This is a genomic window from Alteriqipengyuania abyssalis, assembly GCF_019857185.1.
Taxonomy (GTDB): domain Bacteria; phylum Pseudomonadota; class Alphaproteobacteria; order Sphingomonadales; family Sphingomonadaceae; genus Alteriqipengyuania; species Alteriqipengyuania abyssalis.
Window position 1 is genome coordinate 14,607 of sequence record NZ_JAHWXP010000005.1, and the last position, 18,846, is coordinate 33,452.

Annotated in this window: 16 protein-coding genes and 1 tRNA gene; 7 read left to right on the forward strand and 10 right to left on the reverse strand. The window is 68.0% G+C overall.

From position 1 onward, the window contains the following. Nucleotide 1: 1 nt before the first annotated feature. The 6 genes from KYN89_RS14745 to KYN89_RS14770 are packed head-to-tail and all read right to left on the reverse strand — an operon-like array spanning nucleotide 2 to nucleotide 4,455. Nucleotides 2-841: a hypothetical protein gene (locus tag KYN89_RS14745; protein ID WP_248285335.1), complete on the reverse strand. Its 840-nt coding sequence runs from the start codon at nucleotides 839-841 to the stop codon at nucleotides 2-4. Beyond that, nucleotides 838-1,464, reverse strand: a complete 627-nt coding sequence (locus tag KYN89_RS14750; RefSeq protein ID WP_222825800.1) for an SEL1-like repeat protein — start codon at nucleotides 1,462-1,464, stop codon at nucleotides 838-840. The genes KYN89_RS14745 and KYN89_RS14750 overlap by 4 nt, the downstream gene beginning before the upstream one ends. Then, on the reverse strand, nucleotides 1,455-2,075 hold the full coding sequence (locus KYN89_RS14755) for a hypothetical protein (RefSeq protein ID WP_222825801.1): 621 nt from the start codon (nucleotides 2,073-2,075) through the stop codon (nucleotides 1,455-1,457). Before KYN89_RS14755 ends, KYN89_RS14750 begins: the two co-directional genes overlap by 10 nt. Next, entirely contained in the window at nucleotides 2,075-2,950 is an 876-nt protein-coding gene (locus tag KYN89_RS14760; protein ID WP_222825802.1) for a tetratricopeptide repeat protein, read from the reverse strand. The genes KYN89_RS14755 and KYN89_RS14760 overlap by 1 nt, the downstream gene beginning before the upstream one ends. A 15-nt stretch (nucleotides 2,951-2,965) precedes the next feature. After that, a complete protein-coding gene (locus tag KYN89_RS14765) occupies nucleotides 2,966-4,105 on the reverse strand; it encodes an SEL1-like repeat protein (protein WP_222825803.1) in 1,140 nt (379 codons plus the stop codon). Continuing rightward, a complete protein-coding gene (locus KYN89_RS14770) occupies nucleotides 4,105-4,455 on the reverse strand; it encodes a hypothetical protein (protein WP_156313754.1) in 351 nt (116 codons plus the stop codon). The genes KYN89_RS14765 and KYN89_RS14770 overlap by 1 nt, the downstream gene beginning before the upstream one ends. Nucleotides 4,456-4,745: 290 nt before the next feature. Between KYN89_RS14770 and KYN89_RS14775 the strand changes: the two genes are divergently transcribed. The 4 genes from KYN89_RS14775 to KYN89_RS14790 all read left to right on the forward strand — a co-directional run bounded on the left by KYN89_RS14775 (nucleotide 4,746) and on the right by KYN89_RS14790 (nucleotide 10,342). Continuing rightward, nucleotides 4,746-5,429, forward strand: coding sequence for a response regulator transcription factor (locus tag KYN89_RS14775; protein ID WP_222825804.1), 684 nt, complete (start codon nucleotides 4,746-4,748; stop codon nucleotides 5,427-5,429). A gap of 29 nt (nucleotides 5,430-5,458) precedes the next feature. After that, nucleotides 5,459-6,778 carry a sensor histidine kinase gene (locus tag KYN89_RS14780; RefSeq protein WP_222825805.1) on the forward strand — a complete coding sequence of 440 codons (1,320 nt, stop codon included), beginning with the start codon at nucleotides 5,459-5,461 and terminating at the stop codon, nucleotides 6,776-6,778. A gap of 134 nt (nucleotides 6,779-6,912) precedes the next feature. Beyond that, nucleotides 6,913-7,392, forward strand: coding sequence for a hypothetical protein (locus tag KYN89_RS14785; protein ID WP_222825806.1), 480 nt, complete (start codon nucleotides 6,913-6,915; stop codon nucleotides 7,390-7,392). A 7-nt stretch (nucleotides 7,393-7,399) separates the two neighbouring features. Further along, complete coding sequence (locus KYN89_RS14790; RefSeq protein WP_222825807.1) at nucleotides 7,400-10,342, forward strand: CHAT domain-containing tetratricopeptide repeat protein; 2,943 nt, start codon at nucleotides 7,400-7,402, stop codon at nucleotides 10,340-10,342. Between the two features lie 10 nt (nucleotides 10,343-10,352). On the opposite strand, the gene KYN89_RS14795 is transcribed toward KYN89_RS14790, so the two are convergent. Beyond that, nucleotides 10,353-11,435 carry a fatty acid desaturase family protein gene (locus tag KYN89_RS14795; RefSeq protein ID WP_222825808.1) on the reverse strand — a complete coding sequence of 361 codons (1,083 nt, stop codon included), beginning with the start codon at nucleotides 11,433-11,435 and terminating at the stop codon, nucleotides 10,353-10,355. Between the two features lie 2 nt (nucleotides 11,436-11,437). Continuing rightward, entirely contained in the window at nucleotides 11,438-12,610 is a 1,173-nt protein-coding gene (gene ubiM / locus KYN89_RS14800) for a 5-demethoxyubiquinol-8 5-hydroxylase UbiM (protein WP_222825809.1), read from the reverse strand. Between the two features lie 121 nt (nucleotides 12,611-12,731). On the opposite strand from ubiM, the gene recQ reads away from it, so the two are divergent. Both recQ and KYN89_RS14810 read left to right on the forward strand, forming a co-directional pair. Further along, nucleotides 12,732-14,564, forward strand: coding sequence for a DNA helicase RecQ (gene recQ / locus KYN89_RS14805; RefSeq protein ID WP_222825810.1), 1,833 nt, complete (start codon nucleotides 12,732-12,734; stop codon nucleotides 14,562-14,564). Nucleotides 14,565-14,635: 71 nt separating this feature from the next. Then, nucleotides 14,636-16,507: an ABC-F family ATP-binding cassette domain-containing protein gene (locus KYN89_RS14810; protein ID WP_222825811.1), complete on the forward strand. Its 1,872-nt coding sequence runs from the start codon at nucleotides 14,636-14,638 to the stop codon at nucleotides 16,505-16,507. A 38-nt stretch (nucleotides 16,508-16,545) separates the two neighbouring features. On the opposite strand, the gene KYN89_RS14815 is transcribed toward KYN89_RS14810, so the two are convergent. Next, nucleotides 16,546-16,620 (reverse strand) — tRNA-Gln (locus KYN89_RS14815). Between the two features lie 84 nt (nucleotides 16,621-16,704). Here KYN89_RS14815 and argE point away from each other — a divergent pair. Further along, nucleotides 16,705-17,856, forward strand: a complete 1,152-nt coding sequence (gene argE / locus KYN89_RS14820; protein ID WP_222825812.1) for an acetylornithine deacetylase — start codon at nucleotides 16,705-16,707, stop codon at nucleotides 17,854-17,856. Between the two features lie 102 nt (nucleotides 17,857-17,958). Here argE and yghU read toward each other — a convergent pair whose 3' ends face one another. Continuing rightward, the gene (gene yghU / locus KYN89_RS14825; RefSeq protein ID WP_222825813.1) at nucleotides 17,959-18,819 is read right to left on the reverse strand and encodes a glutathione-dependent disulfide-bond oxidoreductase; all 861 of its coding nucleotides are present in this window, start codon (nucleotides 18,817-18,819) and stop codon (nucleotides 17,959-17,961) included. Between the last annotated feature and the right edge of the window lie 27 nt (nucleotides 18,820-18,846).

Consider the following 18,846-nt stretch of genomic DNA (forward strand, 5'->3'; position numbering starts at 1 on the left):
ATCATCCCGCGTCGTCCTCCACCATTCCCGAGGGGGCTTCGGGAAAGGCTTCGTGCACCTCGCCGACCGGCTGGGTCTGCGTGAAGCTCACCCGGCTGACATTCAGGCTGTGGTCGGTCTGCTCGAAGTCGACATTCACCACGCCGCCGGTGGCGCAGCAGCCCGCATCGCTGTCGCGGCGGACTAGTGCGAATGCACTGCCTTCGCGGAAGTTGAAGCCGACCGGGGAGGCGATCCAGAACCCTTGCGGAAGCAGCCGGTCGACCTGGCGCATGATCTCTTCGGCGCTGGTCCAGTTCCAGCCATCACCGCTGGTGAACAGCACCAGGTCCGCATTGCCGAGCCCGCGATTGCGCGCGGGCACGTGCAGGATGAACCGGCCGTCGCCGTCCCGCGCGGCGACCGGCGGGTCGAAATAGCCATCGACCTGCTGGCTGATCAGCGTGGCGGGAAGGGGGCCGCCGATCTCGCCGAGGACCAGCATTTCGGCATATGGCCCGTCGGAGGGTTGGAGGCCGAGGATCTGCCAGTGCAGCGCCGGATCCTCCGTCGCGCGGTTGATCTGACCGCTCGAGATAACGCTGCATTCGGCCTGAGTGAGATAGAGGCACCGCTGGGCGAAGTCCGCCGCCTGCACCCCTTCCAGATCGACCGCGCGCTCGATGTCGCTGGCATCGCAGCCGCTCTGGTATCCGCCGTCCGGGCATACGAATTCGTACACCGGATACTCCTCCGGGATCTCTCGCTCGGCAACCTGCGCGCTGGCGGGGGCGGCGGTGGCCGTGGCGGCAAGCATCGCGCCCGCCAGCGGTGCCGCGATGCGAAATCTGGATGCGGTCATTGTCCCTCCGTTTCGATCTTCGCGCCATCGCGCTCGATTTCCCGACGCAGTTCGGCCTCGCGCCTGCACGATGGGCGGAACCGCTTCGCGCATCCGGCGGCGTAGCCCTTCAGGGCCTTGGCCCTGTCCGGCTGCGTCATCCCGCGCCCGTCTTCCACCATCATCGCCGCGCGGTGGCAGTTGCGCCCGCCGTAGCCGCGCTGGCAAAGCCCGAGATAGAGCGCGAGCGCGCGGACATCCTCGACCGGGCCGCCTTCGCCCGCGACCAGCGCATCGGCCAGGTTCTGGCACGCGGCGAGCAGGTTCAGATCGCACCCGCGGGCAAAGGCCGCGCGACCGTCTGCCTGGTCGGGCGCGCCGCCTTCGCCGGTCATCGCCATGACGCCGTAGTTCTGGCACGAAACATCGTCCGCATCGTCGAAGCACAGCGAGCGTAGCAGCGCTCGGGCGGTTGGCGCGGCACCGGCTGCGATCAGCCGGTCGGCGTTGTCGCGGTCCTGCCGGATCTGCTGTTCGCTGCGCGTTTGCGGCGCGGGGTCGTCGGGTGCCGCATGGGCGCCCGATACGAGGGCCAGCCACAGGCCTGCCGCGAACGCAGCGGTACGGGTTCGTGCTATCGACATATCGCCAGCCACTCCATCAGCCGTTCCGCGCCGCGTTCCTCGCCATTGACGTAGGCGGCGTAGAGATCGTCGGCCTTCTCCTCCGCCTCGGCCCGGTCATCCCCGCGCTTCGACGCCTTGCCTGCCCGTTTGCGCCAGAACGCCTCGCGGTCGGCGGCGTTGGTGGTGGAGAGTTCGGGGCGCAGGGTCTCGCGAAATTCCTCCCCCGGTGCGCTTTCGACGGCATAGTTCCAGCGGTTCCACACGGCCGCGCAGATCAGCCGCTCGCCGGTGGTTTGCGGGGAGAGGCCCAGCCGCGTGTGCGCCTCGAACGCTGCGTTGAGCGCGGTCGCTTCGCGGAAGGCGGCGGCGGTATCCTCGGGCAGGGCGCAGGGCTCCCCGCGTGCCTTGCGCTCCGCCTGCTGCTGCGCCCAGGCAAGCTCTTCCTCGCCGACCTTGCGCGAGGCGGGGCCGGACAAGGCGTTGAGCGTGATCTCGGTATAGCGCAACTCGCACACCTGCTCGTCCGAGGGGCTGCCCCCGGTCTGGGCGGCGGGCTGAGCGATGGCCGCCGCCGCGACGCCGCCCGTTGTCGCCAGCATCGTCGCAAGCCGCACGCTGGAGAGCATCATCAGCCGCCGATCTGCGCGGCCATGGTGCAGCCGTCCTGAATGCCCAGCTTGCAGCCCAAACCGAACAGCCGTTTGGCCGCCGCCGGATCGGCCGCGCCGCCCTGGCCGTCGCGCGCCATCATCCCTGCATTCATGCACGCACCCGCATTGCCGGTGTTGCATGCCTGGGCGAAGCTGCTTCGGGCACCGGCATAATCCTGCGCCACACCCGCGCCGCTATACTGCGCGACGCCGTATTCGAGGCATCCGTCCGACAGGCCCGCATCGCACGAGAGTTTGAAGGACCTGGCCGCACCCGCCGCATCCACCGCGCCGCCCTGGCCATCGCGCTGGAGCACGCCGAGTGCGTAGCATCCGTCGGCGGCGTAATCGGGGCACGCCCTGCTGAAGAACTGGCGCGCCTTGGCGAGATCCGGCCCGCTGCCGACCTCGCCGAAGAAGTAGCTGGTCCCCAGTTCGTAGCAGGAGGTGGCGAACTTCGCGTTGCAGGCGGTGGTAAGCGGGGCAATCGCCCCCGCCGCATCCTTCGCGCCGCCCCGTCCGGCCTTGAGCATCGATCCATAGTTCTCGCAGGCCTCTGCCTGACTCTTGGTGCAGCCGACCTTGTAGGCGCGGCGCGCGGTGGTCAGATCGGCGGCCCCGCCTTCGCCCTTGGTCGCCATCGCACCCAGATTGGTGCACGCGGCGCTGTTGTTTTCGGTGAAGCAGCCGACTTCGTATTTCGCGCGGGCAGTGGCGAAGTCGCCCGCGTTATAGGCGGCCTGCCCGGCGAGCGCGGCGGTGTCGCCGCCTGCCTCGACCTGCGCCGTCGCTGGAGCAAGAGCGAACGCGGCAAGGCCGGCGAACAGCGTGGCGGTAAGTGCAAGAACCTTCATCGGTAACTCCCTGATCTACTGGCAGGCCGGATGGCTGCTGGAGAGCCTCCGGGAGCCGGTGCAATTGTACGAACGGTATTTGTCGCGGGTCTGCTTCGCGATCGAGGCGCTGCTAGGCATCGGTGACGGGGTGTAGGAGGATCCGCTCCCCGAATAGGAGCTGCTCGCTCGGGCGCCGCCCGCCGCGCGCCACCGCGCTTCGCTGGCGCCGGGCATGTTGGTGCAGTTCCAGATGCCGCAATCATTGGCCTGCCTGATCTGCGCGATCTGCGAGGCGGCGATCTGCGCCACCGGGCCCGAGGGGAACCAGTATTCGAGGACGTAGAAATGGTCCCTGAAGATGGTCGAGAGTGCGCCCGCGCGCGCAGCCGCCATGATCGCCGTTTCCGCGTGGCTCTTCGAGCGCAGGTGATAGAGCGAATAGTACAGCGCACCGTCATAATCGCGGCGGCCCATATACTGGTCGAACACCGCCTGTTCGCGCGCCTGCGCGTTGCGTGCGGCCTGGATCGCGGCCTCGCGCTCGGCCTCCGCCTTGCGGCGCAGCGACTGCAGCCGCTGGCCGAAGGCGCACACCTGCGCGCTCGCCGGATCGCCGGGCACGCAGGCGGTCAGCGCGATCTGTTCGGCAGGCAACGCATCGTCCATCGCATAGAGGATACGGGCCAGGTCGATGCACGAGCGGCGATCGCCGAAGGTGCAGTTGGCGCGGCGATAGCGCAGCGCCTTCTCGGCATCGAACTGCGGCGATCCGGGCTCGGCAAACACGGCTTCGGCAACCTCGCACCCGTCCCGGTCGTTTCCGGCGCAGGCGCGGATGGCGAAATTGCCCGCGCTGGGCAGATCGCGCTCGACGTCGCCTTCGCCCGCGAAGAAGATCAGCGCCAGCCGCCCGCAGGCCGCCGTCTGGTTGGCGGCGCAGGCCTGCTGGAGGAAGCGCAGGGCAAGGAAGGGATCGTAGGCGCGGCTCTCCACGTCGGACAGCGCGAGCCCGGCGGCGAGGCACGCTGCCCGGTCGCCGCGATCGCAGCTTGCGATGCTCTGCTGCAGGGTGCCAGTCGCCTGCGCGAGCGTCGGCGTTGGCGTCGATGCCGCAAGAGCAATGCTCACCGCGGCGCCCAGCGCCAGGCAGGCGGTCCTGATCCGGGCCAGCATCACAGGCCCGCCAGCCGCTTGTCGCACGAGCGCGCCCTGCGCAGCATGTCCTTATGCGCCTCGTCGCCGCCCAGAACCCGCGCGCGCTTGCGATATCTGGCCTGGACCAGATCGATCTGCCGGGTGGCGGAGACGCCGTGCGCGCGGGAATAGTCGACCAGCCACTTCTTCCAGTCGCCGGACGAATGGGCGAACGCCGCACCGCTGGACTCGGCAACCTCCACGACATGCGCGCAGTCGGCCATGATTCTGGCGATTTCTTCAGGCGTATGGTCCCGCGCGGCGGCAGGGGCCGGGATCGTGGCCGACATTGCGGCCAGCGTGGCGACACAGCCAATCCTCGAATGCATCGGGCCTCTCCCACAAACAATGGCAGGCAGCCTACGCCGCTGGCGGTCCGGCCAGTATGCACGATTGCTGATAGTTCGATGACGATCGCTGTTAGGTGGTGGCTGCGCGAGGGGCGGAGGGTCGGCTGGGGGAGAGCCTAACAGCGATCGTCACGGGAATATGGCCGCGCGGCTTGCTAGTCGCGAGAGAGTGCCGGGCGCTATTCGTCTTGAAGCCCGGCGAAAAACCGGGACAAATGGCGGCTTCGGCGCGGCTATGTGGGTCGAGGGGGAGGGAAGGAAGCGGCGATATGAAGATACTCTACGTCGAAGACGATCCGCGCGCGGCCCGCGAGATGGAAGACATCGTCCGCCGCGAAGGCGACACGATCGCGGTCGAGACCAATGGCGCGGACGGCCTCAAGCGGGCGGGGCTCGAATCCTTCGACGTGATCGTCATGGACCGGATGCTGGGCGATGCCGACGGGCTGGACATCGTCCGCCGGCTGCGCGGCAGCGCGATCAGCACGCCGATCCTGATGTTGAGCGCGCTCGGCCGGACGAGCGAGCGGGCCGAGGGGCTCGAGGCTGGGGCCGACGATTACCTCGCCAAGCCGTTCGAGGCGATCGAGCTGGTCGCGCGGGTGCGCGCGCTGCACCGGCGCGCGTCGGGGCGCGAACACAGCGCGGTGATCCTGTTCGGCGCCTTCGAATGCCACGTGAAGGCGCGCACCGCGTTTCGCGACAACCGGCACATTCCGCTCAGCCCCCGCGAATTCGAGCTGTTCCGCTACTTCATGGAAAACGCGGGCGAGGTTGTGACCCGCGAGATGCTGCTGCGCGATGTGTGGAACATGTCGTTCGATCCGCAGACCAATGTGGTCGACGTTAATATCGGTCGCCTGCGGCGCAAGCTTGAGGAGGGGTTCGACAGTCCTGCACTCGAAACCGTGTGGGGCACCGGATACCGCCTGTTGCAGGGGCGCGGCCAATAGTCGCCCCGCGCTCCATCTTTACCCGCATAGTGCTGCTCTCGGCAGTGCTGTCGGCGGTGCTGCTGGCGGGGCTGTGGTGGATCACCGACCAGACCATCCGCGACAGCTTCGGCGCCTCGGCGCGCGAAGGGGTCGATGTCGATCTGACCGGGCTGGTCGATATCTATGCGAGCGGTGGGCAGGCTGAGCTGGAACAGCGCATTGCCGACCGGCTGGCGATGGTGCCGATCGACGCCGGGCGCGCGCACTATCTGCTCGCCGACCGGTCCGGAAACCCGATCGCGGGCGATCTGGCGCGCTGGCCCGATCTCGATCCGCAGATCTCCGAAAGCGGAATGATCGCGATCGGCAGCCGCACGCACGCCTATGCCCGCGCGACGCTGATCTCCGAAGACCTTGCGCTGCTGGTCGCGCACGAGCCGCCCGATCGCGCCTTCCTGTTGACTCGGGTGGGGCTGGTCTTCCTGCTTGGCGGGGCGGTGTTCGTCGGCTGCATCGCGCTGTTTGCGCAAGTCGCAAACGTGCGGGTGCGGGCAAAGGTCGCGCGGGTGGGTGAGGCCTTTCGCCGGAGCGACGAGCCCGCGCTCGACCGGCTGGCCGCTCCCGAGCGGCCCGACGAGATCGACCAGATCGCCAGCCAGGCTTCGCAGGCGGTCAAACGCGCGCGCCAGCTGATGCTGGCCTATCGGGAGACCTCGGAACAGATCGCCCACGAAATCCGCACGCCGCTGATGCATCTCGACAGCCGCATCCAGAAGGCCATCGCGCAGGATCCCGCGCTGGCTGCGCGCGCCAACCTCGTCGAGGCGCGCGGCGACATCAAACGGCTGGTCGCGATGCTGGAGGCGCTGCTCGATATCGCCTCCAGCAAGGCGCAGACCGGCGACACGCGCGGGATGAAGCCGGTCGATTTCAGCGCGAGCGTGCGCCAGATCTGCGAATTGTACCAAGACAGTGCCGACGAAGCGGGCTATCGTTTCGAATGGGACGTCGCGGGAGGGGTGATTGTGCCGGGGGATGAAGCGCAGCTTGGCCGGATTGTGACCAACCTGCTCGACAATGCATTCAAGTATAATCGCCCCGGCGGCGCGATCCGGGTGACGCTGGAACCCGGCCCGCGGCTTGTCGTGACGGACGAGGGCCCCGGCATCGCGCAGGCCGAGCGGGAGAAGGTGTTTGAACGCTTCTATCGCGGCAGGGATACGGATCCGGACATTCAGGGCAGCGGGATGGGACTGGCGCTGGCGCGCGCGATTGCGGAGCGCCATCAGCTTTCCCTGCGCGTCGCGCCGACACATCCCGGCGCGACCTTCATCCTCGCCCCCGCGGCGGACATGCGAGACGCGTGATGGCGGTGGGTGGCGGATATGTGCGGGCGTGGCCCGCTCCGGCAGCGGCCATAGTGATGGCGGCGGGTCTGGCCAGCTGCGCCGTTCCTGTCGACCCTGTGCCCTCTGATGTTGCCCCTGCGCCGAGCGGCGGCATGACCAGCACGGAACGGCTCGCCAACGACCTGATCGAGGCCGATACGGCCTTCGCGGCGAACCGGACGGAGCGGCTGGCAGAGCATGTCCGCGCGATCGAGCTGGCCGGGGCGCGCCCATCCGATCCGCTCGGCGAAGCGGCGCTGCAGGCGTGGCGCAGCGCGCTCCCGCCCGAACAGCGGCCGATGCGCGGGCGGGTGCTCGGTCCCGCCTATATCAGCGGCAGGCTTGCCCCCGGAGGCAAGCTGCGCACCGAGCAGGTCATGCTGGGCGGCAAGCCGGTCAGCGTGGCAGCGGGAACCGCACCGCGAGCCGGGCTGCGCCTGCGGATCGCGCGAGCGGATGGCAATATGGTGTGCGAACAATCGCCCGCCCACGCGCGCGAGTGTCGCTTCATCCCGGCCTATACGCAGCGCTACCGGATAGAACTGGTCAACTCGGGGGCACGCGATGCGCGCTATCACATCGTATTCGACTAGAGCCGCGATGCTCGCATCGGCCGGTCTGCTGCTGCTGGCCCCGGCAGCACCGCTGCTGGCGCAGGACGGGGGCAAACCCTACTCGACCGACCTGCCGCAATATGCGCAGCTGCAAGCGCTCGAAGACCGCGCAACCGATCTCCAGACGAACGGCGCGCAGGATGCTGAGGGCAGGGCGCAGATCATCGCTGCGTGGCAGGCGCTGCAGGAGGCCGCGCAGCGCACGCTGCTGGCCGACGGATCGCCACACCCGCTGGCCCACATCGCGAAGATCAGCATCGCCTCGCAGCTCTATCGGCAGGGCGAGATCGACGAAGCGCTCGCAATGGCCGAAGCCGGGGTCGGGGGTGCAGAGCCCTACCTTGGAGAATACCCGGCCAAGATGGCGGAGGGGGCCGCGCTGATCGGGCTGCTGCTGACCCAGAAGGGGGAGCCGGAACGTGGCCTGGCCATGGTGGAGGAGACCTATGCCGGGTTCCTGCGGCTGGACCCGGATGGGCAGAGCGCGGGGTTCTTCACGGCGAAATCCAATCTCGAATTCTCGCTCTCGCAGGCGGCGATGCGGCTCGGACGCACGCAGGAGGCGGTCGGTTACCAGAAGGCCAGCCTCGACACGCGCGAGGCCGCACTTGGGGTCGATCACCCCGACACCATCGCCAGCTATTACAGCTATGCCCAGACGCTGCGCCGCGCGGGCCGGATGGACGAGGCGGAGAGTTTCGCGCGGACCGCCGTCGACCGGGCGATCGCCCATGTCGACCCGTCCGACCCGACCTACGCCCGAGCGTTCGAGATGCTGGGGATCGTCCTCGCCAATTCGGGCAGGCCGGTCGAGGCGACGCAGTTCCTGACCCGGGCGCTGGAGCTCAAGCGAGAGCATGAAGGCGCGGACACGCTGATCTTCGGCTACGGCATCCACAATCTGGGCACGATCCTGCTCGAACGGCAGCGTTACGAGGAAGTGCAGCCGCTGTTTACCGAGGCTGAGGCGCTGATGGCGCGCTATCAGGGGCCCGCCAGTGCCTTCCCGATCATGGCGCTTGCCTACAATGGGCAGGCATCGCTCGCGCTGGGCAAACCGGCTGAGGCGTCCGGGTTGCTTGAGGAAGGGCGCACGCGGCTGGGCGAGGATAGCAGCGATGTTGAGGCGCTGGGCCGGGTCATCCCCGATCTGGTCCGCGCGCGGATGCTGACGGGCGATCGGGACGCAGCGCTGGCCGCTGCGCGGCAGTTCGACGATGCGGTTCGCGCGAGCGAGTCGGCCGACGCCTTCGAAGTCGCGCTCGCCACGCTATTGCGCAGTTATGCGCAGGGTAACGATCCGAAGGCGCTGTTGGCCGCTGCGGGGCACGTGATCGAGGCGACCCGCCGCTTCGGCAAGCTGGAGGACGGCGCGGCGCTGCCGGTACGCCATCTGGCGGCGATCGATCTGGTGATGGAAATCGCCGCGCAGCAGGACGATGCGGCCCTGATGCTGTCCGCCATGGCGCTCGTCAGCGATGCCAACCTCGCCCGCGCGACGGGCCGCAGGGCAGCGCAATTGCGCGACGAAAATCCCGATCTCGCCGCCGGACTGCGCGAGCTGGACGAGGCGCGCCAGACGCTCGACCGGGCGGACAGGGCGCTGTTGCTGGCGATCGCACAGGGACAGCCGACGGACGCTCTGCGGCAGGATTTCGCGCAGGCGCAATCCGCCAGCGATCAGATCGAACAAAGCCTGCAGCAGCGCTTCGAGCAATGGGCGGCCGCGCGGGTGCTGCCCGAACCCTCTGTGGCAGACATGCAGACGCGGCTGGGCGATGGCGAGGCCGTACTGGCGGTCACCCCGATCTATTACGGCACTTACGCGCTGCTGGTCACACCCTCGGGCACGCGGGCGATTCAGCTATCCGCGACGCGCAAGGATGTGGTCGATCTGGCCAATGTGCTGGGCAGCAGTGTGCGGGTGGGATCGTTCGACGAGGCAGCCTCGCGCAAGCTCGGGCAGGCGCTGTTTATGGCGGAGGTGATGGAGCAGCTGGGCGAGACTCGCTCGCTCAAGATCTACGCCAACGGGCCGCTCGCTTCGCTCCCATTCTCGCTGTTGCAGGGGTGGGGTGGGGATGCCGACAATGGCTGGCTGCTTGATCGCTTTTCGCTCAGCTACCTGTCCGGCCTGTCTGCTTGGGAGCCGGATGAGCGAAAGCCCGATCAGGGGCCGCTGAGCCTGGTCGCCTTTGCCGCGCCGTCCCCGTTTACCCGGACGGTCCCGGCCACGCTCACCGCCACCCTCGCGCCCGATGGCGCGCCCGCGCGGATCGCCGACTATTTCTCGCGCACCGCGATCGACGTGAATGCCCTTGCCGGGCTTCCAGCTCTGCCGGGCACCGCGCAGGAGATCCGCTCGATCGCGGCATCGGCCCCGTGGCGCAGCCAGCGCCTTTACATCGGTCCGGATGCGAGCGAGGCGGCGATCCGGCAGGAGGCGACCGCGCGCGCGGATATCGTGGTGATCGCGACCCACGGCATTGTCGCGGGCGAGATCGAGGGGATTGCAGAGCCTGCACTGGTGCTTTCGCCCGGCGATGCGCAGGGCGAGACCGGGGACGACGCCGGGGAAGACGATGGCGTGCTGACCGCAAGCGAGATTGCCCAGCTCGACATGCGGGCGGAGTGGATCATCCTGTCGTCGTGCGACAGCGCGGCGGGGATGGGCGGCGGGCTTCCGGCGTTTTCCGGCCTCGCTCAGGCCTTCCGGCAGGCGGGCGCGCGCGATCTGCTGGTCTCTCACTGGAAGGTGCGCGACGATATTGCCGCCTTCGTCAGTTCGCAGGCGGTGCTCAATTACCGCAAGGGCATGTCCAAGACCGACGCGCTGCGCGAAGCGATCCGGACCCTGCGCAAGGACAGCAAGATAGAAGGCGCGGACAGCCCGTTTGCCTGGGCGCCTTTCGTCCTGATCGAGGGGTAGCGGCGTGCGCCTAGTGGCGGCGCAGCGATGCCATGCCGAGCCGCTTGAGCAGCGTGCCGAGCGAGCCGTAATTGGCCTGCGGATAGGCCGACGTCTCGGGCAGCGCGGCGCTCAGCCGGCGGTGCGCCTCGGGCAGCGAGTGGTAGGGCAGCCGGGGCAGCAGGTGGTGCAGCGCGTGGAAGCGCAGGCCGACCGGGGCCCACAGCACGCCGGGGAAGGCGGCGGGCACGTTGGTGCTGTCGCGATACTGATCGGTCAGCGACAATTGCTCGCCATCATTCTCCCACAGATGCGCGACCAGCGTGCGCGTCTGGTTGAGCAGCGCGACGCCCGCCACGACCCCGCAATACAGTGCAAAGGCACGCAGCGACAGAATGCCGAGCGCGGTGGTCGCAAGGATCGTGACCGCGACGACGCTCGCCGCAGCCTCCTGCACCTTCCAGCGGCGCGCGAAGTCTCCTTCGGGTGCGGGGCGGTGGTAGGCTGCGTTCACTTCGAGCGCGGAGAACCGCTCGACGATCACGCGCCGCAGCGGCGGGATCACCCACGACAGCGGGCCGAGAATACCGAAGCGCAGGAACATCAGCGCGGGCATCGCGACCGCGCCGATCGTGAACAGCGGCAGCGTCCACGGGCGCATGTGCGCGAGCGGGAGATATTCGGGATCGCGCTCCGTCCCGTAATGCGCGCGCGAGTGGTGCACCGCGTGGATCCCTTCGTAGAGGAACGAGGGCAGCATCAGCGGCGCGCCGATCCCGATGTTCCACGCGAGGCGGAAGCCGGGCAGCTTGCGGTGGTCGAGATGAGTGATCTCGTGAATGAACAGCGCCGCGCGATACAGCGTCAGGATCGAGACCAGCACGAGCGCGGCGGTCAGCCAGGCATTGCCGCTCGCAATCGCGCCGAGCAGCGCGGCATAGCCGATCGCCGCCGATCCGAAGCAATCGCCCCAGTACATCACCGGGTTGGGCGTATGCAGGTCGCGCGTCAGCATTGCTGCCTGACGCAGCATTTCCTTGTCTTCCGATCCGGGGGCAGGGGCTAACAGCATTGTCTTGTCGATCTTCCGTGGGGCGATGGTGGCACTTGCCATGGTCAGTGTCGCAACAGCATCCGCGAAATCGCGGTGTTGAGAGGGGCGAAATGCGCCGCCGCCTCCAGTGCGGCCCGCCGTGCGACATGCGCGCGGGGGCTCTCTGCGGTATATAGGTGCACCAGCAGGTTGGTGCCACTATAAAGCGGCCTGGTGGCCAGCCGATGGCGCGTTTCGTAGCGTCGCAGCAACAGTGGCGACGCGATGGGCCGGTCCTTTTGCGCCGCACCGCGCACCAGCCTGGAAAGCGTGGCCGCCGATTGCAGGCCGAGGTTGAAGCCGTGGGCAGTGACCGGATGCATTCCAACCGCCGCATCGCCGATCAAGGCTGAACTGTCGCTGACGAAGTGGCGCGCATAGGTGGTTGCCAGCGGATAGACGCGCGGGCCGGAGACGAACTGCATGGTCCCCAAGCGACGGTCGAACCTGTCCTCGATCTCCGCAGCGAGGATTTCGGGCTGGTAGGCCGCGATCCGCTCTATCGTGGCGCTCTTCAGGGTCAGCACGGCGGACGAGATGTGCTCGCCCAGCGGCAGCATCGCGATCGTCTGGCGATGATCGAACCATTCGGTCGCAATGCCGTGATTGGGCATCTCGTGCGAGAGCCGCACGACCAGCATCGACTTGCCCAGCCGATTGATCTCCGCAGAAATGCCCAGCTGTTCGCGAACGGCGGAAAAGCGCGAATCGGCGGCGACCAGGAGCCGCGCGGTGAGGGTGCGTCCGTCGGCCAGCGTCACCCGCGCACCTGCGCGATCGGCATGGACATGTTCGACCCCGGTGTCCGCCATCAGGGTGACGCCATCCTGCCCCTCCATCGCGTCGAACAGGCTCTGGCGGATCAGGTGGTTGGAGACGAGACACCCCAGCCGGTCTTCCGGCCCGCCGTCGGTGTCGAAGCCAAGCGCGAGGGAGGAGCGGCCATTATAGACCCGTGCGGCGCGCAGCGCGAAGATCTGGTCGGGCGCGATCCTGTTCCACGCACCGAGCTTTTCCAGCGTGGCGACCGATCGGTGGGTGAGCGCGATTTCCCGCCCATCGACCGGCGGCTCCGCCAGCACCTCTGCCGGCTGCCGTTCGACCAGCGCGACGGTCAGCCCGCTGCCCTCCAGTCCCCGGGCAAAGGCAAGCCCGGCAGGCCCGGCCCCGACCACGATGATATCGAAATCGCGCATTGTCTGTCCTTGCAGCTGGCGTTTCAGGCGGCGCTAGCGCGGCTGCGGCGCGCGGGCATTGCGCAAGATCAATTCGGGGGTGGCAAAGGGCAGGTGCTTCTCTGGCCCCGGTCGATCTGGCATGGCCGCCATCATGACCGCCGAACCGCGAACCTCCGGCCCGAGCTCAGCCGACGCCCCGCACTTGCTGGACAAGCTGCACGAAGTGTTCGGCTTCCGCTCGTTCCGCGGTGTGCAAGCCCAAGTGGTGGACCGGGTGATGGCGGGCCAGTCCACGCTCGCGGTGATGCCCACCGGCGCAGGCAAGTCGCTGACCTACCAGCTGCCCGCCACGCTGCTGGAGGGCACGTGCGTGGTGATCAGCCCGCTGATCGCGCTGATGCACGATCAGTTGCGCAGCGCGAGCGCCAACGGGATTCGCGCCGCCACGCTGACCAGCGCGGACGAAAACCGCGCCGAAACCGTCCAGCGCCTGCGCGCGGGCGAGCTCGACCTGCTGTACGTCGCGCCCGAACGCGCGAGCCAGGGCCATTTCCGCGACCTGCTCGCGCAGTGCCGCATATCTCTGTTCGCGATCGACGAGGCGCATTGCGTGTCCGAATGGGGGCACGATTTCCGGCCCGACTACCGCCTGCTGCGCCCGCTGATGGACCAATTCGCGGACGTGCCGCGCCTCGCGCTGACCGCGACCGCCGATGGGCACACCCGATCCGACATCCTGACCCAGCTGGGGATCGCGCCCGAGGGGCTGATCGTCGCCGGGTTCGACCGGCCCAACATCCGCTACACCATTCGTCCGCGCAATTCGCTGACCCAGCAACTGCGCGCCCTACTCACCGAGAATCCCGGCCCCGGCATCGTCTATGCGCAAACCCGCGCCGTGACCGAGCGGCTGGCTGCGTCGCTCTCCGACGCAGGGCGCGAGGTGCGCTGCTATCACGCAGGCCTGCCGCCCGAGGTGCGCGCCGCCAACCAGGCGGCGTTCGTGGCGAGCGAGAACATGGTGATCTGCGCCACGGTCGCGTTCGGGATGGGGATCGACAAGCCCGATGTGCGCTTCGTCGCGCATGCCGGGCTGCCCAAGTCGATCGAGTCCTATTACCAGGAAACCGGCCGCGCCGGGCGCGATGGCGACCCCGCAACCGCAGAGCTGTTCTGGGGCGCGGAGGATTTCGCCAAGGCGCGCATGCGCATCGGCGAGGTGGGCGAAGCGCGCCAGCAGGGCGAGCGCGCGCGGCTGGCGGCGCTTGGCGCGCTGGTCGAGACTGCGGGATGCCGCCGCGCGATCCTGCTGCGCCATTTCGGCGAGAACCCGCCCGAGACCTGCGGCAATTGCGACAACTGCCTGAACCCTCCCAAGGCGGTCGACGCGACGGTGGTGGCGCAGAAATACCTCTCCGCCGTCGCGCGCACGCGGCAGATGTACGGCGCGGGCTATGTCGAAAGCATCCTCACCGGCCAGTCGAGCGAACGCAGCCGGTCGCAGGGGCACGACAAGCTGTCGGTCTTCGGCATCGTCGAGGGGGAGGAAGCCGCGCTGCTCAAGCCCGTCCACCGCGCGCTGCTGGTGCGCGGGGCCTTGCTGCCGACCGAGCACGGCGGACTGATGCTGGGGCCGGAGGCGCGCGGTTTTCTCAAAGGAGAGGAACCGCTCGATCTGGTCATCCCGCCCAAGCGTACAGGCGGTAAGGGACGCAAGGGGGCAGGCTCGGGTCAGGCGCTCAATCCGGTGGGCGATCCGCTGTTCGATGCGCTGCGTGAATTGCGACGCGATCTGGCGAAGGAGAACCAGGTCCCGCCCTACGTCATCTTCCACGATTCGGTCCTGCGCGACATGGCCGGATTGCGCCCGCAGACCCGCGCGCTGCTGGGCGAGTTGCCCGGCATCGGGGCGAAGAAGCTGGACGCCTATGGCGACGCGTTCCTGGAGGTGATCCGCCAGCACGAGCGGTAGGCGCGGCGCATCCTGCGGCTTTCGCGATTCCGGTCATTGGGGCCGGGCGACAGTGCTGCTATGGGCCCGCGATGCTTACGATCGACGGTATCACTGTCCGGCTTGGCGGCCGGCCCATTCTCGAACGCGCCAGCGCGACGATTCCGCACGGCGCGCGGGTCGGGCTGATCGGCCGCAACGGGGCGGGCAAGTCTACCCTGATGAAGACCCTGATCGGCGAGATCGAGCCCGACGACGGATCGATCGGCAAGCCCTCGAAGGCGCGCATCGGCTATATCGCGCAGGAAGCGCCCGATGGCGCGATCACGCCCGAACAGGCCGTGCTCGCCGCCGATGTCGAGCGCGCCAGCCTGCTCGAAGAGGCGGACACCTGCACCAATGTCGACCGGCTGGGCGAAGTGCACGAGCGGCTGCTGGCGATCGACGCCTACACCGCGCCTGCGCGTGCGGCGAAGATCCTCAGCGGGCTGGGCTTCGACGAAGAGATGCAGCATCGCCCGCTCTCCAGCTTCTCGGGCGGGTGGAAGATGCGCGTTGCGCTGGGTGCGCTGCTGTTCTCCGAACCCGACATTCTGCTGCTCGACGAGCCGTCCAACCACCTCGATCTCGAAGCGACGCTGTGGCTGGAGAACTTCCTCAAGTCCTATCCCGCCACCCTGCTCGTCATCAGCCACGAACGCGACCTGCTGAACAATGTGGTCGACCACATCCTGCACCTGCAGGGCGGGCAGCTGACGATCTACAGCGGCGGCTACGACGCGTTCGAGAAGCAGCGGGCCGAGCGCGCGGCGCAGCTGGAGTCGGCCAAGGCCGCGCAGGATGCGCAGCGTGCGCGCCTGCAGGACTATGTCGCGCGCAACAGCGCCCGCGCCTCCACCGCCAAACAGGCGCAGGCGCGCGCGAAGATGCTCGCCAAGATGCAGCCGATCGCCGCGCTGATGGAAGACCCCTCGCTCAGCTTCGAGTTTCCTTCACCCGGCGAATTGCGCTCTCCGATGATCACGCTCGACGGGGCGGCGGTCGCCTATGGGGAGGCCCCGCCGATCCTCAAGCGGCTGAACATGCGGATCGACGCGGACGACCGGATCGCGCTGTTGGGCCGCAACGGCAACGGCAAGACCACGCTCGCGCGCCTGCTGTCCTCCCAACTCGACCCGGTCGAAGGCGCGATGAACGCGCCCGGCAAGCTCAAGGTCGGCTATTTCACCCAGTATCAGGTGGAAGAGCTCGCCAGCGACGAAACGCCGTTGGAGCTGATGTCGCACGCGATGGAGGGCAAGACGCCCGCCGCGGTGCGCGCACAGCTGGGCCGCTTCGGCTTCTCCGGCCCGCGCGCGACGCAGAAGGTGGAGAAGCTCTCGGGCGGGGAGCGCGCGCGGCTGGCGCTAGCGCTGATTACCCGCGATGCGCCGCACCTGCTGATCCTCGACGAGCCGACCAACCACCTCGACGTCGATGCGCGCGAGGCGCTGGTTCAGGCGCTCAACGACTATTCGGGCGCGGTCATCCTGATCAGCCACGATCGCCACATGGTCGAGCTGACGGCGGACCGGCTGATGCTGGTCGATGGCGGCACCGCCAAAGAATATTCGGGCAGCATGGACGATTACATCGACTTCGTGATGGGCCGTAACCAGCCCAAGAAGTCGTCCGGCTCCACCCCCGCAAAGCCAGCTTCCGCGAGTCCCGGCAAGACTCGCGCGAAGGCGCGCTTCCTCAAGTCCGAACTGGCTACCGCGGAGAAGGCGATGGCCAAGCTGGAGGCGAGCCTGTCGCAAATCGACGAGGCGATGTGCGACCCCGCCAGCGCGCCCGCGCATCTCGCCGGGATCGCGATGGACGACCTGCTGATCCGGCGCGCAGAGGCGAGCGATGCGCTGGCCAAGGCCGAAGCCGAATGGCTGGCTCTGGGCGAACAGCTGGAAACGCTCGAAGACGCTTAGCGCCCACACGATAGGGGCGCTTTCGCGTCGCAAAAGCCTGGCTGGGGTGGCAGGATTCGAACCTGCGCATGCCGGTACCAAAAACCGGTGCCTTACCGCTTGGCTACACCCCATCAGCAGGCGAGTGCGCCCCTATAGCGCCGCGAACGGCGATGTGAAGGGGTGCCATGGTGGTTCGGGTGCGGTAAGCCGTCGCGATGACCGATCTCGCCACTGCCCGCCAAATCCTCGACACGCTGATCGGGTTCGACACGACCTCGCACAACAGCAATCTCGCGCTGATCGAATGGGTCGAGGCGTATCTCGCCCGGCACGGCGTCGAATCGCAGCGGGTGCCCAACGAAGACGGGCGCAAGGCGAACCTGTTCGCGACCTGCGGGCCGAAGGTCGAAGGCGGGGTGATCCTGTCGGGCCACACCGATGTGGTCCCGATTGACGGGCAGGACTGGTCGAGCGATCCGTGGACCGTGCGCGAGGCGGACGGGAAACTCTTCGGGCGCGGCGTGGCGGACATGAAGGGGTTCATCGCCCTCGCGCTTGCCTTCGTGCCGCGCTTCGTCGCGGGGAAACTGCCGGTGCATCTGGCGCTGAGCTACGACGAGGAGGTCGGCTGCCAGGGCGCGCCTGCGATGATCGCGCGGATGGCGCAGGATATCCCGCCGCCGCGCCTCACCATCGTGGGCGAGCCGAGCCTGATAGGCATCATCACCGGGCACAAGGGAATCGCGGTGCACGAGGTCAGCGTGCACGGGCATGCCGCGCATTCCTCGCTGGTCGATCACGGGATTTCAGCCAACGCCGTCGCGGTCGGTCTGATGCACGAGCTGCTGGCGCTGGCGGAGGAATTGCGTGCGCGGGCGGATCCGGACAACGGCTTCGACCCGCCGCAGGCGACGCTGACCATCGGGGTGATGGAGGGCGGCACCGCGTCGAACATTCTTGCCGGGCACGCTCGCTTCCAGTTCGACCTGCGCTGCCCGCCGGGGGAGGACGCCGGGGCGATCCTCGCTCCGTTCAGGGCGCGATGCGAGGCGCTGGATGCGGAGTTGAAGGCACGCTTCCCCGACGCTGGCGTGCAGGTGGAGCAGCACGCGGGCACCCCGCCGATGACGCCGCAGGGCAGCGAAGACGCGGTCGCCTTCGTCCGCGCGCTGACAGGCGAGAACAGCGTGCCCGGTCAGGTCGCCTTCGCGGCGGAGGGCGGCCAGTTCCAGGCGGCGGGCTTCCCGACGGTGATCTGCGGCCCCGGTTCGATCGAGCAGGCGCACCAGCCGGACGAATGGATCGCGCTGGAACAGCTCGAGAAGGGCGGGGCGTTCATGGCGCGGCTGGCGGAGAGATTGGGGTAGGGGGCACCCTATCCCCACACGTCACCCCGGACTTGATCCGGGGTGGTGCTTCCTTGAAGTCCGACAGAAGAAGCACCGACCCCGGGGTGACGCCAAATCCGCCTACTCAGGCTTGCTGGGCTTCAGCACCTTGCCCTCGAAGTCCGCTGCCGCGTGCCGCTCGCGCAGCTGCGAATCCTCATCGCCCCACACCTTGGTCACGATTCGTCCGCGCTGCACCGCCGGGCGCGCGGCGATTTCCTCGACCCAGCGCGCGACGTTGGCGTATTCGTCGATCGAGAGGAAGGTCTTCGCGTCGTTGTAGATATTGCCTTCCACGAAGGGCGCAAGCCACGCGAAGGTGGCGATATCGGCGATCGTGTAGTCTTCGCCCGCAAGGAAGCGGCTCTCGCCCAGCCGCTGGTCGGCGACGCTGAAGAGGCGCTTGGTCTCCATCGCGTAGCGGTTGATCGGATATTCGAACTTCTCGGGCGCGTAGGCGTAGAAGTGGCCGAAGCCGCCGCCGATGAAGGGCGCGCTGCCGATCTGCCAGAACAGCCAGCTGAGCATTTCCGCACGCGCCTGTCCGGTGGGCTGGAAAGCGCGGAATTTCTCCGCGAGGTGGAGCAAGATCGCGCCGCTCTCGAACACCCGGATCGCTTCAACCCCGGTCCGGTCGACCAGCGCGGGAATCTTGGAATTGGGATTGATCGCGACGAAGCCGGAGCCGAACTGGTCGCCATCGCCGATATTGATCGTGTAGGCGTCGTATTCCGCCGGATGGCCCGCCTCCAGCAGCTCTTCCAGCATGATCGAGGCCTTGACCCCGTTGGGCGTGGCGAGCGAGTAGAGCTGGAACGGGTTGTCCCCCTTGGGCAGCTCGCGCTGTTCGCGCGCGCCGGCGGTCGGGCGATTGATATTAGCGAACCTCCCGCCGTTCTCTGCATCATGGGTCCAGACCTTGGGGGGCGTATAGTCGCTCATCGGGCAATTCCTTATCGCAAATGGGGC

Excerpts from the sequence above, each read along its gene's own strand:
- KYN89_RS14745 (WP_248285335.1), bottom strand. The coding sequence starts at position 841 with ATGACCGCATCCAGATTTCGCATCGCGGCACCGCTGGCGGGCGCGATG.
- KYN89_RS14750 (WP_222825800.1), bottom strand. The coding sequence starts at position 1,464 with ATGTCGATAGCACGAACCCGTACCGCTGCGTTCGCGGCAGGCCTGTGG.
- KYN89_RS14755 (WP_222825801.1), bottom strand. The coding sequence starts at position 2,075 with ATGATGCTCTCCAGCGTGCGGCTTGCGACGATGCTGGCGACAACGGGC.
- KYN89_RS14760 (WP_222825802.1), bottom strand. The coding sequence starts at position 2,950 with ATGAAGGTTCTTGCACTTACCGCCACGCTGTTCGCCGGCCTTGCCGCG.
- KYN89_RS14765 (WP_222825803.1), bottom strand. The coding sequence starts at position 4,105 with ATGCTGGCCCGGATCAGGACCGCCTGCCTGGCGCTGGGCGCCGCGGTG.
- KYN89_RS14770 (WP_156313754.1), bottom strand. The coding sequence starts at position 4,455 with ATGCATTCGAGGATTGGCTGTGTCGCCACGCTGGCCGCAATGTCGGCC.
- KYN89_RS14775 (WP_222825804.1), top strand. The coding sequence starts at position 4,746 with ATGAAGATACTCTACGTCGAAGACGATCCGCGCGCGGCCCGCGAGATG.
- KYN89_RS14785 (WP_222825806.1), top strand. The coding sequence starts at position 6,913 with ATGACCAGCACGGAACGGCTCGCCAACGACCTGATCGAGGCCGATACG.
- KYN89_RS14790 (WP_222825807.1), top strand. The coding sequence starts at position 7,400 with ATGCTCGCATCGGCCGGTCTGCTGCTGCTGGCCCCGGCAGCACCGCTG.
- KYN89_RS14795 (WP_222825808.1), bottom strand. The coding sequence starts at position 11,435 with ATGGCAAGTGCCACCATCGCCCCACGGAAGATCGACAAGACAATGCTG.
- ubiM (WP_222825809.1), bottom strand. The coding sequence starts at position 12,610 with ATGCGCGATTTCGATATCATCGTGGTCGGGGCCGGGCCTGCCGGGCTT.
- recQ (WP_222825810.1), top strand. The coding sequence starts at position 12,732 with ATGGCCGCCATCATGACCGCCGAACCGCGAACCTCCGGCCCGAGCTCA.
- KYN89_RS14810 (WP_222825811.1), top strand. The coding sequence starts at position 14,636 with ATGCTTACGATCGACGGTATCACTGTCCGGCTTGGCGGCCGGCCCATT.
- argE (WP_222825812.1), top strand. The coding sequence starts at position 16,705 with ATGACCGATCTCGCCACTGCCCGCCAAATCCTCGACACGCTGATCGGG.
- yghU (WP_222825813.1), bottom strand. The coding sequence starts at position 18,819 with ATGAGCGACTATACGCCCCCCAAGGTCTGGACCCATGATGCAGAGAAC.